Source organism: Ichthyenterobacterium magnum (assembly GCF_003610635.1).
Classification (GTDB): domain Bacteria; phylum Bacteroidota; class Bacteroidia; order Flavobacteriales; family Flavobacteriaceae; genus Ichthyenterobacterium; species Ichthyenterobacterium magnum.
On record NZ_RAQJ01000001.1, the window covers coordinates 269,043 to 282,889 of the forward strand.

Annotated in this window: 17 protein-coding genes; 7 read left to right on the forward strand and 10 right to left on the reverse strand. The window is 30.5% G+C overall.

Features of this window, described 5'->3' with window-relative positions; translation table 11 throughout:
• The first annotated feature begins 175 nt into the window (after positions 1-175).
• The 3 genes from trpA to BXY80_RS01345 are packed head-to-tail and all read left to right on the forward strand — an operon-like array spanning position 176 to position 1,882.
• A complete protein-coding gene (gene trpA, locus BXY80_RS01335) occupies positions 176-943 on the forward strand; it encodes a tryptophan synthase subunit alpha (protein WP_120199422.1) in 768 nt (255 codons plus the stop codon).
• Positions 944-960: 17 nt separating this feature from the next.
• Positions 961-1,425, forward strand: coding sequence for a GNAT family N-acetyltransferase (locus BXY80_RS01340; protein WP_120199423.1), 465 nt, complete (start codon positions 961-963; stop codon positions 1,423-1,425).
• A gap of 1 nt (position 1,426) precedes the next feature.
• Positions 1,427-1,882: a tRNA (cytidine(34)-2'-O)-methyltransferase gene (locus BXY80_RS01345; protein ID WP_120199424.1), complete on the forward strand. Its 456-nt coding sequence runs from the start codon at positions 1,427-1,429 to the stop codon at positions 1,880-1,882.
• A 263-nt stretch (positions 1,883-2,145) separates the two neighbouring features.
• Here BXY80_RS01345 and BXY80_RS01350 read toward each other — a convergent pair whose 3' ends face one another.
• From BXY80_RS01350 to BXY80_RS01360, 3 genes are read right to left on the reverse strand one after another with little or no spacing between them, the layout of a single operon-like run.
• Positions 2,146-2,373 (reverse strand): VF530 family protein, encoded by a 228-nt coding sequence (locus tag BXY80_RS01350; RefSeq protein WP_120199425.1) that lies wholly within the window; start codon positions 2,371-2,373, stop codon positions 2,146-2,148.
• Complete coding sequence (locus BXY80_RS01355) at positions 2,373-2,582, reverse strand: DUF6500 family protein (RefSeq protein WP_120199426.1); 210 nt, start codon at positions 2,580-2,582, stop codon at positions 2,373-2,375. The genes BXY80_RS01350 and BXY80_RS01355 overlap by 1 nt, the downstream gene beginning before the upstream one ends.
• Before the next feature lie 5 nt (positions 2,583-2,587).
• Positions 2,588-3,874, reverse strand: coding sequence for a DEAD/DEAH box helicase (locus BXY80_RS01360; RefSeq protein WP_120199427.1), 1,287 nt, complete (start codon positions 3,872-3,874; stop codon positions 2,588-2,590).
• Between the two features lie 249 nt (positions 3,875-4,123).
• Here BXY80_RS01360 and BXY80_RS01365 point away from each other — a divergent pair, with 249 nt between their 5' ends.
• Positions 4,124-5,191 carry an LTA synthase family protein gene (locus BXY80_RS01365; RefSeq protein WP_120199428.1) on the forward strand — a complete coding sequence of 356 codons (1,068 nt, stop codon included), beginning with the start codon at positions 4,124-4,126 and terminating at the stop codon, positions 5,189-5,191.
• A 266-nt stretch (positions 5,192-5,457) separates the two neighbouring features.
• The gene (locus BXY80_RS01370; protein WP_120199429.1) at positions 5,458-6,291 is read left to right on the forward strand and encodes a hypothetical protein; all 834 of its coding nucleotides are present in this window, start codon (positions 5,458-5,460) and stop codon (positions 6,289-6,291) included.
• Here the strand turns inward: BXY80_RS01370 and BXY80_RS01375 are convergent.
• The 7 genes from BXY80_RS01375 to BXY80_RS01405 form a co-directional block, all read right to left on the reverse strand.
• A complete protein-coding gene (locus BXY80_RS01375) occupies positions 6,288-7,589 on the reverse strand; it encodes a DNA methyltransferase (protein ID WP_162843255.1) in 1,302 nt (433 codons plus the stop codon). The two genes, BXY80_RS01370 and BXY80_RS01375, sit on opposite strands and share 4 nt — an antisense overlap.
• 185 nt (positions 7,590-7,774) lie before the next feature.
• On the reverse strand, positions 7,775-8,455 hold the full coding sequence (locus BXY80_RS01380; RefSeq protein ID WP_120199431.1) for a uracil-DNA glycosylase family protein: 681 nt from the start codon (positions 8,453-8,455) through the stop codon (positions 7,775-7,777).
• 51 nt (positions 8,456-8,506) lie between these two features.
• Entirely contained in the window at positions 8,507-8,812 is a 306-nt protein-coding gene (locus tag BXY80_RS01385) for a GIY-YIG nuclease family protein (RefSeq protein ID WP_120199432.1), read from the reverse strand.
• Between the two features lie 86 nt (positions 8,813-8,898).
• Positions 8,899-9,657: a peroxide stress protein YaaA gene (gene yaaA, locus BXY80_RS01390; protein WP_120199433.1), complete on the reverse strand. Its 759-nt coding sequence runs from the start codon at positions 9,655-9,657 to the stop codon at positions 8,899-8,901.
• 114 nt (positions 9,658-9,771) lie between these two features.
• Positions 9,772-10,425 carry a VOC family protein gene (locus tag BXY80_RS01395; RefSeq protein WP_120199434.1) on the reverse strand — a complete coding sequence of 218 codons (654 nt, stop codon included), beginning with the start codon at positions 10,423-10,425 and terminating at the stop codon, positions 9,772-9,774.
• A gap of 76 nt (positions 10,426-10,501) precedes the next feature.
• Positions 10,502-11,539: an RluA family pseudouridine synthase gene (locus tag BXY80_RS01400; RefSeq protein ID WP_120199435.1), complete on the reverse strand. Its 1,038-nt coding sequence runs from the start codon at positions 11,537-11,539 to the stop codon at positions 10,502-10,504.
• Between the two features lie 15 nt (positions 11,540-11,554).
• A complete protein-coding gene (locus tag BXY80_RS01405) occupies positions 11,555-12,109 on the reverse strand; it encodes a PASTA domain-containing protein (protein WP_120199436.1) in 555 nt (184 codons plus the stop codon).
• Positions 12,110-12,271: 162 nt separating this feature from the next.
• On the opposite strand from BXY80_RS01405, the gene BXY80_RS01410 reads away from it, so the two are divergent.
• The gene (locus BXY80_RS01410) at positions 12,272-13,246 is read left to right on the forward strand and encodes a D-alanine--D-alanine ligase (RefSeq protein WP_120199437.1); all 975 of its coding nucleotides are present in this window, start codon (positions 12,272-12,274) and stop codon (positions 13,244-13,246) included.
• A gap of 93 nt (positions 13,247-13,339) precedes the next feature.
• Complete coding sequence (coaD, locus tag BXY80_RS01415) at positions 13,340-13,795, forward strand: pantetheine-phosphate adenylyltransferase (RefSeq protein ID WP_120200317.1); 456 nt, start codon at positions 13,340-13,342, stop codon at positions 13,793-13,795.
• Positions 13,796-13,847: the final 52 nt, after the last annotated feature.

The window sequence follows — 13,847 nt, forward strand, 5'->3', positions numbered from 1 at the left end:
AAAGCAAATAGTGCTTTAGCAATTTCCTAAAATCGTTTTGAATTTTTGGTTCAGCTACGCTTGTACTTTCGTTTAAAATATATTTTAAACTCAGTAATGTATCAAGACAAAATGAACATATAAAAAAATAAAGTTTAATTAAACAGATTCCTGCCTTCGCAGGAATGACAGGAAAATGACAAATAGAATAAATCAAAAACTAAAAGAAGACAAAAAGCTCCTATCAATATATTTCACTGCAGGTTATCCTAATTTAAACGATACAGCTTCTATCATTCAAAACCTTGAAACATCTGGTGTAGATATAATTGAAATTGGCTTACCTTTTAGCGATCCATTGGCTGATGGACCAACCATTCAAGCGAGTTCAACACAAGCACTAAAAAACGGAATGACTACTAAAATTCTTTTTAACCAATTAAAAGACATCAGGAAATCAGTTAATATTCCACTAATAATTATGGGATATTTTAATCCAATGTTACAATATGGCGTGGAGGCATTCTGTAAAAAATGCCAAGAAACTGGTATTGATGGATTAATCATTCCAGACCTTCCAGTAGATGTCTATCATGATGAGTACAAATCTACTTTTAAAAAATATGGTTTAATTAATGTATTTTTAATCACACCACAAACTAGTGATGAACGTATTAGGTATATCGATTCTATTTCAAACGGCTTTATTTATATAGTAAGTAGCGCAAGTACAACTGGAGCGCAATCAGGTTTTGGAGAAGAACAAACCAACTACTTTAAACGTATTGCAGATATGAACCTCAACAACCCACAAATTGTTGGTTTTGGCATCTCAAATAATGAAACATTTATGCAAGCCACCAAATATGCAAAAGGTGCCATTATAGGTTCTGCATTTATAAAATATATTACAAATAATGGCATTAAAACAATAGATGAATTTACTCAAACCATTATAAATTAAGTTTGTATTTTTAGTTTATGAAAAATATAATATACAGAGTAGCTACTTTAAAAGACCTACCTACTTTATATAAATTTGAACAAGGCATTATATCTACAGAACGTCCTTTTGATAGCACATTAAAACCTGACCCTATAAATTATTATGACCTTAAAGAATTGGTTTTAAATGACAATGTGCAAGTTGTTGTAGCCGAAATTAATAATGAAGTCATTAGTTCTGGCCATGCCAAAATAATAAAAGGAAAACCTTATCATAAACATACAGATTATGTCTATTTAGGGTTTATGTATGTAAAACCTGAATATCGAGGACAAGGAATCATTAAAGCTATTACTGAAACTTTAAAAGCTTGGGCTAAGCAACAAAATCTTTTAGAAGTTAGATTAGAAGTTTATAATGATAATACTTCAGCTATTAAAGCCTATGAAAAATCTGGTTTTAAAAAACATATGATTGAAATGCGAATGCAAATAGAATAATATGAGCCTTAACATTGTCCTTATAGAACCCGAAATACCCAACAATACAGGAAACATTGGTCGTCTGGCTTTAGCTTCAGGTTCTAACTTACATTTAGTAAAACCCTTTGGATTTGAAATTAGTGATTCGCGATTAAAACGTGCCGGATTAGATTATTGGCAACACTTAAATATTACATATTATGATAGTATTGACGATTTTTTCCGCATAAACAAAAATGAAAAATTTGCACTCTTTTCTAGTCATGGGAAACAATCACATTGGGATATTCCTTTTGAAGATAATCTCTTTTTAATCTTCGGAAAAGAATCGGTTGGACTACCAAAACCACTACTAGAAAAACATAAAGAACATCTTTACAAAATACCTTTATATAGCGAACATATTAGAAGTTTAAATCTTGCAAATTCTGTAGGTATTATAGTTTATGAAGGATTACGGCAAGTTAAAATATAAAGCAGTAGGTTTTTTTGTTAAAAAACCATATCTTAGTTATTCTGTTGACTACAAGAATTGAAATTCATTTTTATTACTAACCATGCCTACTGGCGTAATATAAAAAACTATGACAGATCAAATATTTGAGTTCGTAACAGCTAATATTTTTAAGGTTATAATTTCCATTTGTTTGGGACTATTCTTTTTGTTTTTTGGATCATTTATGAAATGGCGCATAAAAAGACGAATTAGAAAAGCAACGAAAGATTAATAACTATGTTTCATATTTGATTTTTTTTTAACATATTCAAATACATGTTTTCAACTTTGGTTCTAGCCCAAGGTGTACGTCTTAAAAACTTAAGACTAGACTTTATTGATGGGTTATCATTAAAACATCTAATATTTATTATTGTCCCCATGTATTCCCAACCATAATGCGTTTCTAAATCAGTAATGATTTGCTCAAGTTTAATACCATGTAAAGGATTGTTTGGTTGAGGTTCCATTATTGTACTAGTGCTTTTATTTTAACCGCTTTTTCAAAATGATCTAATTCATGTGTCTTAATCCACCATGTTGCAGCTTCCATTAATAACTCTGGATTATCATTTTTATTTTTAAAAAAAGCATAAAATGAAATACCAACATTAGTTCCTTTTGCTGCTATTTTTTTGTTGCAAACTTCTATAATCTTATCTCTTAAAACTTTCTGCATTGTTTTTAATTACGTCTGTTATTAGAACGTCTATCATTATTACGCTTAGGTCGTCTAGAATTATTGTTTTTGTTTGAATTACCAGACTTTGATGAATGTCTTGGATTACGTCTTTGTTGTCTACCTTGACCTTGTTTTATAGGTTCTGTAGATGCATTTGGATCAGGTTCAAAGCCTTCAATAATCTCAACTGGAATCTTTTGATCGGTTAGTTTCTCGATACCTCTTAAATATGAAGTTTCATCTGCGCTCACTAAAGATAAAGCTTCACCACTTGCTCCTGCTCTACCTGTTCTACCAATTCTGTGCACATAATCTTCAGAAATATTTGGTAATTCAAAATTCACAACATGTGGTAATAATGGAATATCTAAACCACGAGCTGCAATATCTGTAGCAACTAAAACACGAACACTTCCGCTTTTAAAACCTGCTAAGGCTTTTGTTCTTGCGCCTTGGCTTTTATTTCCGTGAATAGCCGCTGCAGTAATACCAGCACTTATCATTTTTTTACACAACTTATTGGCACCATGCTTAGTTCTTGTAAATACTAATACTTGTTTCCAATTGCCTTCAGAAATTAATTTAATAATTAAACCTGTCTTTTTGCCTTTGGCAACGCGATATACTTTCTGGCTAATAGCATCTACAGTCGTGTTTTCTGGAGTAGCTTCTACTTGTACAGGATGATGTAAAATCCCATGTGCTAATTTTTTTATGTCTTTAGAAAACGTAGCCGAAAACATAAGATTTTGTCGTTTAGTAGGCATAAGTTTCATAATACGCTCTATATCTCGTAAAAAACCCATATCCAACATTCTATCTGCTTCATCTAAAACAAAGATTTCAACACGTTTTATTGATAGTAAACCCTGGTTTTCTAAATCAATTAAACGACCAGGAGTCGCTACCAAAATATCAATACCTTGTCTAATGGTTGCCACTTGCGGCTTTTGATTTACACCTCCAAAAATAACAGCACTTCTTAAATTTAAAAACTCGCTATATTCCTTAACATTGGCATAAACTTGAGCAGCCAATTCTCGTGTAGGCGTTAAAATTAAGGCTCTAATTGGTCTATACTTTTGCTTTGGGTTTTCTGATAAAAGATGCAACAATGGCAAGGTAAAACCTGCTGTCTTTCCTGTTCCTGTTTGAGCAGAAGCTAATACATCTTTACCTTCTAAAACTGGAGGAATTGCTTTTTCTTGAATTGGACTTGGTGTTGTGTATCCTTTTTTGCTAATGGCTTTTAGCAAGGCTTCAGATAAGCCTAAAGATTTAAATGTCATATACATTGTTTATAAAAGCCTATATCAGGCATTTGAGATGACAATCTATAAATTACATATCACCTCTTTTAATTAGGCGTAAAAGTACAGCTATTTTATAGCATGAGTTTTGTTTTGTTTGACTTTGTTAAAAAAATAGTCGAAATTCGTTTAACAACCGATAAGTTTTATTAAGACAGATTTTGTCTTTGTATTATTGTAAGGTTAAAAAAGTAACTCGTTTTTACATTTAAATTAAAAAGAGGCAAGATGAATTTAAAAAACATAAGTTTAGGTAGTACTACACAAAAAACAATATTTTTAATAGGCTCTATATGCTTGGCATCCATAATTGTTTTAGACAGTTCTTATTGGTCTAGGCATATTTTCGAAGAGGGATTCCCAAATTGGAGTATTCGGTTTAATATTCGAAGCATAATTATCTTCTTTTCTACTGTTGCCCTATTTTTGAGTTTAATTGGTAGTCAAAAACCAAAATTAGTCCTAAGTAAAAACAATGGTCAATCTATTGAAATAAGAAGCATCTTATTTATGTTGTTTATCTCAATTGTTTTATTGTTTCTATTTATTTTTCAACCAACAATTTTTAATACACTCTCTAAGGAGGACAATATAATAGAATGGGGATCGGCTATGTTACTGTTTGGCTGTTGTTTTATCACTGCTTTTTCTTTTATAAAAATTAACCGTACTTTAAATAATTCTATAGTAAACAAAGTATCATTAGCACTTTTATCTTTAGTCTTTTTTTTAATTGCAATGGAAGAAGTTTCATGGTTTCAACGAGTATTTGAAATTAAAACACCTAAAATATTTGGAAGTAATATTCAAAATGAAATGAATTTACACAATTTTGCTACAAGTTATGTTGAAAACCTGTATTACTTCGGAACATTTGTGTTTTTGATTGTATTACCATTTATGCGAGCTTTGTTTCCGTTTATATCAAACAATAACTATCTTAAAATATTTGTAGCACGTCCTTTTATTGGTGTTGTTGGGGCAATTGCTTTTGCTTATAACTTCGATATGTGGAACATTATTTTTACACAAATAGCATTCTATGGCAGTTTGGTTGTTTTAGGTGCATTTTATTTTTTCAGTAGTATTAAAAGGGAAAAAAATATTATACTATTTACCATTATAGTAGTTATTGTCAGTAAGCTAGCATTTTTAAGTAATGGAGAAAATTTTGAACGCATTTGGGAAATCACAGAATATAAAGAATTTTTAATTCCGTTAGCACTATTTATATATTCTTGTGATGTATTCTTTTATATAAAAAAATCTCATAACACTCCATCTCTCAAAAGTTGAAGATATTAAATTTAGAATTTTTAGATAAGCTTAAAAGATTTGTATAATACATATATTAGCTGAGCCAATACTCAACATTAGACAAAATGTAATTCTATTTTGATAGTACATTTTACTTGATTTTCTCAATAAATTTAGCGAGCTTGGTTAACGTAGAATATAAGTCTGTTACTGAGTTTTTTGCCGAAGCATTAAAACGACACATATTCTAAACGATAGTATACCATTTACCAAAGCAAAACACCATATTTGTATAAAAATATTTAATGGATAGAACAATTGACATTGAGAACGAAAGAAACGAATTAAATGAATGGGTTTTTAAAAGTTTGGAACTTTTTGAAAACACTCCTTACCTTGACAATATACTTGAAGTTTATCCATTACAAACAGCAAGACCTGAAAGATTAGATAGCCAACTTAGACGCAGAATTATATCAGCTCATCAAGGACGAAGAACACAAGAATTAATAGACATTCTTAAAAATGAAATAAAATTCCCATATGATGAACCATTATGGTATCTAATAAAAAATATACAAGGTTGTTTAACTAATAATCCGCAACAAATTGAAAGAATTGCTGAATCGCTATACGCAATGACAGCAGAGGAAACTGTTATCCGGCTAGAATCTGCACCAAAACTAAATACCCAAATGGGACCAATGTTTACCAATTGGCTAAGAAACAACTTCAATTTATTAGAGATAGATGATTTTCGAAATTCAACAAATGGAATATTTATTTTAGATGCCTCAGAAATTGTAGCAAAATCATTTATAAATAACGAACTAAATCAAAATTTAGCTAAACGGCCTGACCTTGTTGCCAAAGTAAATGAAACTTACGTTATTGGTGAGGCAAAATGGATTGGTTCTCCTGGAGGTAATCAAAACAAGCAAGTTATTGAAGTTATAGATTTGTGCAAAAACCAAAGAGGTAATGTTATTCGAGTTGGCATTATAGACGGTTTCTCTTGGGCTGTACATAAATCTAATGGCGGTATTATTAATGATAAAACTTGTGTTCAAGTTCAAGAATGTGAATATGATATTGTTAGTGCATTATTACTAACTCAATACCTAGAATCTTTAATTTAGACTTTAGAATTATATTCATAATAATTACATTTAATTTTTTCTTCTTGGAAAGTATTTTTTATGACACTAAATGAGTGAGGAGATTTATCAATACCAATCCACTCTCTTCCTAAAGAATTGGCTATTTTCAATGTGCTACCAGATCCTGCAAAACAATCTAGAACTATAGAGTTTTCATTTGAGGAATTTTTAATTATACGTTCTAATAAATCGTAATTTTTTTGGGTTGGGTAATCTACATAAGACATTCCTTTATCTTTAAACTCCCATAAATCTTGTATTTTAAACCCTTTATGGTTTTTTGCCAATACAATCTTTCGAGGGTTTCCAGTACTAGACCATTCTATTAAACCTTTCGAGTCTAGTTCATCTAAAACTTTGCGAGAATAACGCCAATGCCGACCTTTGGGCGGCGAAATACCTTTCCATTCCATTCCTGTATCACCATTAATAGTTTTCCCTGGTGCGTGAATAGGATTTGTAGTATAGTAGCCAAATTTTTGGTGCTTCTTTGGAAAGAGTTCATCTCTTTTGCGTTTTGACATTTGCTCCTTAACATCGTTCCAAATCTGTTTGCCCCTATTTTTGGCATAATACAAAATCATATCAGTATAGTTACCATATGCATTTCTTGCAAAATTTTTAGGGTTACACTTAATTCTAGTTATATCATTTATAAAATTCTTATGACCAAAAACCTCATCCATAATTATTTTTACATAGTGACCAATCTTTTTATCAATATGTAAATAAATACTTCCTTGTTCAGACAATAATTCACGTAATAAAAAAAGTCTTTTTCGCAAAAATTCAAGAAATTCACTATCAATTAATTTATCCGAATATGCATTATCATTATCAACCGAATTAAAATTTTGACCTGTACCAAATGGTGGATCTATGTATACTAAATCAATTTTCGCTTTATGCGTCTCTAACAACTTTTTTAGGACAAATAGATTATCACCAAATATAAATTTATTATTGTCTTTTTTATGGTTATTTTCAATGCTCTTAAATTGACCATTTTCTACACCATATAAAATTTCAAACTCATCTGACTTATCTACATATTCCAAAAAACAATTTTTTGTTCTTCTTAAATAAGCAACTTGTGGTTCTTTGGTTGTAGAATTTTTATTTAAAAAAGACTCAAAATCACTAATAGTAATTCTGTAACTTTTATTTATTTTAACTGCATTAAGTTCATTTGACCTAATGTATTTAGACACAGTTTGTCTAGTAACTTGAAGGTTAACAGCCACTTGTTCGACTGTTAGAAAACTTGATTGAAGCATGAAACTAATTTTTTCACAAATTAACATGTTTTAACTTAAATAAACAAGTGACAACACAGATGAACATATCTTAATATGCAAAAAAGCATAGAGCATTTGCACTAAACTCAAAAAAAATATGTGCACATTTGTTAAGCAATAAATCTAAACAAATATGTTTTTTATGTTTACCGCTAATAAAACCTCTAAAAAAACTCACGATACTGCATTACTCTAAAATCAAACGTATTAAATTTTAAATTTTTAGCTTTTAATTGTTTGTACAAAGGCATACTACCAATTGCTATATTAGCTGCTCCGGAACCAGATGTTAATGATACTGTTTTAATAATACGTGAGACACTTCGACTGCGCTCAGTGTGACAAGGCAATTTAAATTGATGCAACCTTGGCACTTCATTAGATACTAACTCTAGTTTTATGTTGTAGGTTTTAAGATGCTTTCTAAAAAAATATTCAGGTCCATTTTTACTGTTTCCGCCAGTAAACAAAAGTGTTTCTATACTTGGATATTTTTTTATATAACCAATAACATCACGAAGTTTAATATGTTTCATTCCTAAATCTGAAGCATCAATTTTATCACGTTCTGCGCTTTCTACAATATCACAAACACCTATTTTATGCTGTATTAGAAATTGCTTTCGCTCTTTGATAGCCTCTTGAGAGTTATCGTAACGCAAACCGAGGTTATGAATTTTATCTATAAACAACCATAAGGAATTGTAATAACTACCATAACAAAAATTGACATCTTTTTCTAGTAAATCACCTGTACTAAATCTTGGAGGTGGCAAAGTACCTACAATAAGTTTTTTGGTGTCTTTTTGTATAAATGGCTGGTAAGGATGTTTGTGTAAAAACATATGTTGTCATTGGCTTACGCCGAATCTTTGATTTCCTGCGAAAGCAGGAATCTATTTTTTAAACCAATTTGAAGACAAATCGTTCCAATTTGGATTATCTTTTATTATTAAATCAATTTTCCATTGTCGTTTCCATTTCTTCATATTTTTCTCTCGCTTAATAGCATCATTAATATATTGATAAGTTTCAAAATATATTAATTTATCTAAACCATACCGTTTTGTAAATCCATCAATAAGTTTGTTTTTATGTTCAAACATTCTACGCTCTAAATCATTAGAAACCCCAATATACAAAGTGCCATTCTTTTTGTTAGTAAGGATATACAAATAATATTGATGGATAATTTTGTACATAATTATGGATTCCTGGCTTCGCAGGAATGACAGTTAAATAACAAATAAGACCTTTAGATTATAAAAACATTAAGGTGAAATCTAGATTACCTTACAAACACCAATTCTGTCTCTGTAGACATAGACTCACTAAACCCATAACCTTGATAATTAAAGCCTTTTATATCATCAATAGTTTTTGCATTGGTATCTATTACATAACGTGCCATATAACCTCTAGCTAATTTAGCAAAAGTCATTATAGTTTTGTATTCGCCATTTTTTAAGTCTTTAAAATTAGCTGTTACCACTGGCACTTTTAAAGCCTTAGTATCTATTGCTTTAAAATATTCGTTACTGGCTAGGTTAAGAAATAGCTCATCATCTTTTAACTCTTCATTTAAAGCTTGAGTGATTTGTTTTTTCCAAAACTCATATAGGTTTTTATTTTTTCCTACAGGAAATTTTGTTCCCATTTCTAATCTATAAGGCTGTATATAATCTAATGGTTTTAATATTCCGTATAAACCAGAAATAATTCGCACAGTATCTTGAAGTGTTTCTAGTTTATTTTCATCAATTGTATACGCATCAAAGCCACGATATACATCGCCACTAAATGCATAAATTGCTTGCCTAGCATTATCTTTAGTAAATGGCAAACACCAATCTTGATTACGTGTGTGATTAAGTTGCCCTAAAGCATCAGATATTTTCATGAGTTTAGATAAACTCTTTGCAGATTTTTTTTTGAGAAGTTTATTTAACCTTTCAGATTGAGTTAAAAAAGCTGCTTCTGTTGCTTTTTGGGTTGGTAATTCACTTTCAAAATTAAGTGATTTTGCTGGTGATAATACAAGTTTCATCTGTTTAATTCTATTGTTTTTTATAGGTCAGATGTAATTCGCCAATAATCATTTTTGTTTTGTATCAACTCAATGGTTATGGTTCATTTCATAATCCTTTTTTCGTTATCTAAATTACGACAATTCTTTTATTTTTCCGTTTTCAAAACTAAAGTTATAGTCGCCTTTAATTATAAAATCTGAGGTAAAAGCCTCATCATTTGTTGGGTACCATTTTTTAATGGTTTTATTAATAAGTATAAACAAACCTTCATCATTTCCTAAAGCACAAAAACGCTCAAAACTACCATCAAAAATTGGTATTGACTTTATATTGTTTATAGCTTTATATACAGGCTCTATAGCTGTTGTTGCAATTGCCACTTCACTAATAGACAAAATAATTCGTGGTGTAAATGCAACATCACTTTCTATATCTATACGTTCTCTTGCAATAAATTCAATAATGTTATGATCTGCATCATAAAAATAAATGGCTTTGGCTTTCCAGTTACTAAAATCTGAAACATAATTTTCTGCATTACCAATAACTTCTGTTCGTGCTCTTAACCATTTAAGTGCGTCATAAATAGCATTGTAAGGAATATTAAATGCTAAATGAGATGGTTTTATAGTGTCTTTATACTGAAACGTTAAAACACTTTCTCCTACTTTAAATGAAATTTTTTCTGGTGTATCTAATAATTGTTCAAACTCTAAAACATGCTTGTAAAACTGTTTTTGTTTTTGAATATTTGATGTGAATAGTATAACTTCTTGAATTTTCATACTCCAAATTTAAAGTAGAATTCAATAAATTACTATAAATAAAAACTGTTAATTTCTATAAAGAAATAGAATTAATCTATGCATCTTGATGTTTGGCATAATGCCTCCACTTTTCGATACACTGTTGCATATCATCAGGAACTTCAGACTTAAAGTTTAGTTGTTCTCCTGTTTTTGGATGCACAAACCCTAGTGTTTTAGCATGCAAGGCTTGTCTTGGTAAAATTTTAAAGCAATTTTCAACAAACTGTTTGTATTTGGTGAATGTAGTTCCTTTTAAAATACGCTCGCCTCCATAACGCTCATCATTAAAAAGTGTATGACCAATATGTTTCATATGTACACGAATTTGATGTGTACGACCTGTTTCTAATTTACAAGCGACTAAAGTAACATAGCCTAAACGCTCTAACACTTTAAAGTGAGTTACTGCTGGTTTCCCTTTATCTGCTTCATCATCTAAAAAAACTGTATTCTGCAAACGGTTTTTTGGATGACGACCAATATTACCTTCTATAGTGCCTTCATCTTCTTCAATATTTCCCCAAACAATAGCCACATACTCACGTTCACTTGTCTTTTTTGCAAACTGATTAGATAAATGTGCCATGGCTTCTTCTGTTTTAGCAACAACTAACAAACCACTAGTGTCTTTATCTATTCTGTGTACTAATCCAGGACGATTACTTGAGTTATTAGGTAAGTTATCAAAATGATGAATTAACGCATTAATTAAAGTCCCTGAATAATTACCATGTCCAGGATGCACAACCATTCCTGCTGGTTTATTAACTACCAAAAGGTCATCGTCTTGATATACAATATCTAACGGAATATCTTCACCTACCAATAGATTTTCAAATGGTGGATGCTCAAAAAGCACTCTAATTTTATCTAGAGGCTTGACCTTATAATTTTGTTTTACCTGAATATCATTTACATAAATACTACCGTCTTTTGCTGCTGCTTGAATTTTATTTCGAGTAGCATTCTCAATGCGATTCATTAAATATTTATCGATGCGAAGTGGAGCTTGTCCTTTATCTACCGTAAAAGAATGATGCTCATACAAGTCATCATCATTACTTTCAATTGGTGTGTATTTATCAGTCATATTAAATTTGGTGAGCTATTTGCGCTTACCATTACCTAAAACTAGGTCTATTTTTGAAGTTAACGGAAGTAAATCTCCAGACTTAATAGATTTGCCATTAAACTTTACAGCTAATACTTCGTCCTTACCAATATCATCACTATATGTTATTTTACCTACTTCAAAACCAAGTGCTTCTAATGTTGGTTTTGCTTGACGATATGTACGACGCACAATATTTGGCACAGCAACTTTACGATAACCAGACGGATTTAAAATAAGGTAAATTTTACGGTCTTCTTTTACTTGACTTCCTGCTAATGGATGCTGTTCTATTACAGAGTATTTAGGATATTTTGGATTAAAGTTAGCCGAATCTTGAATTTCCATTCGTAAATCATTATCGTCTAATTCTATTTTAACAACTTCAAGAGTCTTACCTTTTAAATCTGGAACTTTTACAAACTCGCCGTGGTTAGTTGTACTCTTTAACCACTGTAGTACCAAAAAGCACAAAACCACTATGGCAACAATTGCAATAGCAATTTGTTTAAAAAAAGTTTTACTCGTTAGAAATTTTATGATACTCATTAGCAAATGTTATAAAAGGCAAATATATAAAAACGTAAGCGTTTTTTCTTTTGCGTTATAAGTGATATTTTAGCTTAACTAACAATAGATACGTTTTATTGTCGATTTTAGATTTATACGAGTTATTAATTTATAAGATTACCGCTTTAGCGGAAACTAAAGATGAAAAAAAATATTGCCATCATCATGGGAGGATATTCTAGTGAATATGAAATATCCCTAAAAAGTGGAAACGTGGTTTATGAGTCTCTTGACCCAGCAATTTATAATGCTTATAGAATTCACATTTTTAAAGACAAATGGGTTTATGTTGATGCTAATAATGATGAATTTAAAATTGATAAAAATGATTTTTCAGTTGTAGTTAACGACCAAAGATTAACTTTCGACTGTGTATTTAATGCCATTCATGGATCTCCTGGAGAAGATGGTTTTATGCAAGCTTATTTTGAATTACTAAATATTCCGCACACTAGTTGTGGCATGTATCAGGCAGCACTTACCTTTAATAAAAGAGATTGTCTTAGCAGTTTAAAACCTTATGGAGTTTTAACAGCTGAGAGTTATTATCTAAATCTTGGCGATGTAATTAATGAAGAAGCTATTATAGCTAAAGTAGGTTTACCATGTTTTGTAAAAGCTAATAAAGCAGGTAGTAGTTTTGGTATTACCAAAGTTTATAAAAGCGAAGAATTGCAACATGCAATTGATGTAGCTTTTAAAGAAGATGATGAAATTATCATTGAATCTTTTTTAGATGGAACCGAAGTCTCTGTTGGCGTTATTACATATAAAGGCGACACTAAAGTATTGCCAATTACTGAAATTGTTAGTGATAATGATTTTTTTGATTATAAAGCAAAGTATTTAGGAGAATCTCAAGAAATCACGCCTGCAAGATTAACAAAAGAACAAGAACGTAAGGTTAATGTTGTTGCAAAAAAAGTGTATGATATTTTAAAAATGAAAGGCTTTAGTAGAAGCGAATATATTTTTAAAGATGGAGAACCACATTTATTAGAAATGAACACAGTTCCTGGATTAACCAAAGAAAGTATTTTACCGCAACAAGCAGCTGCAGCAGGCATAAGTTTATCAGAGTTATTTAGTAATGCTATTGAAGAAGCTTTAAGCTAGCAAGCAATTTTACAGTAGCAGTATTCAGTTAATAAATGATTATATTTGATAATTGAGATTCTCACTTTCGTGAGAATGAAAAATAAGTTTTCAATGAAACGAGCAATTTTCCCTGGATCTTTTGACCCAATAACATTAGGCCATTACGATATTATAAAACGTAGCGTAAAGCTTTTTGACGAAGTTATTGTAGCTATTGGTATTAATGCTGACAAAAAGTACATGTTTTCATTAGAAGAGCGTCTGCGTTTTATTGAAGAGGCTTTTAAAGATGAACCAAAAGTTAGCGTAGTAACTTATAAAGGTTTAACTGTCGATTTTTGCCAGAAAAATAATGTAGAATTCATACTAAGAGGTTTACGTAATCCTGCAGATTTTGAGTTTGAAAAAGCCATTGCGCACACCAATAGAGATTTAGCTCCTATAGAAACTGTATTTCTTTTAACGGCTGCGAGTACTTCGTATATTTCATCTTCTATTGTACGCGATGTGATTAGAAACAATGGCGATTACACCAAGTTAGTGCCTAAAAGTGTAAGAGTTAAATAGTTGTTAGCTGTTAGCTGTTAAACAAATCACTATGGATTTTGAAATTCATAAT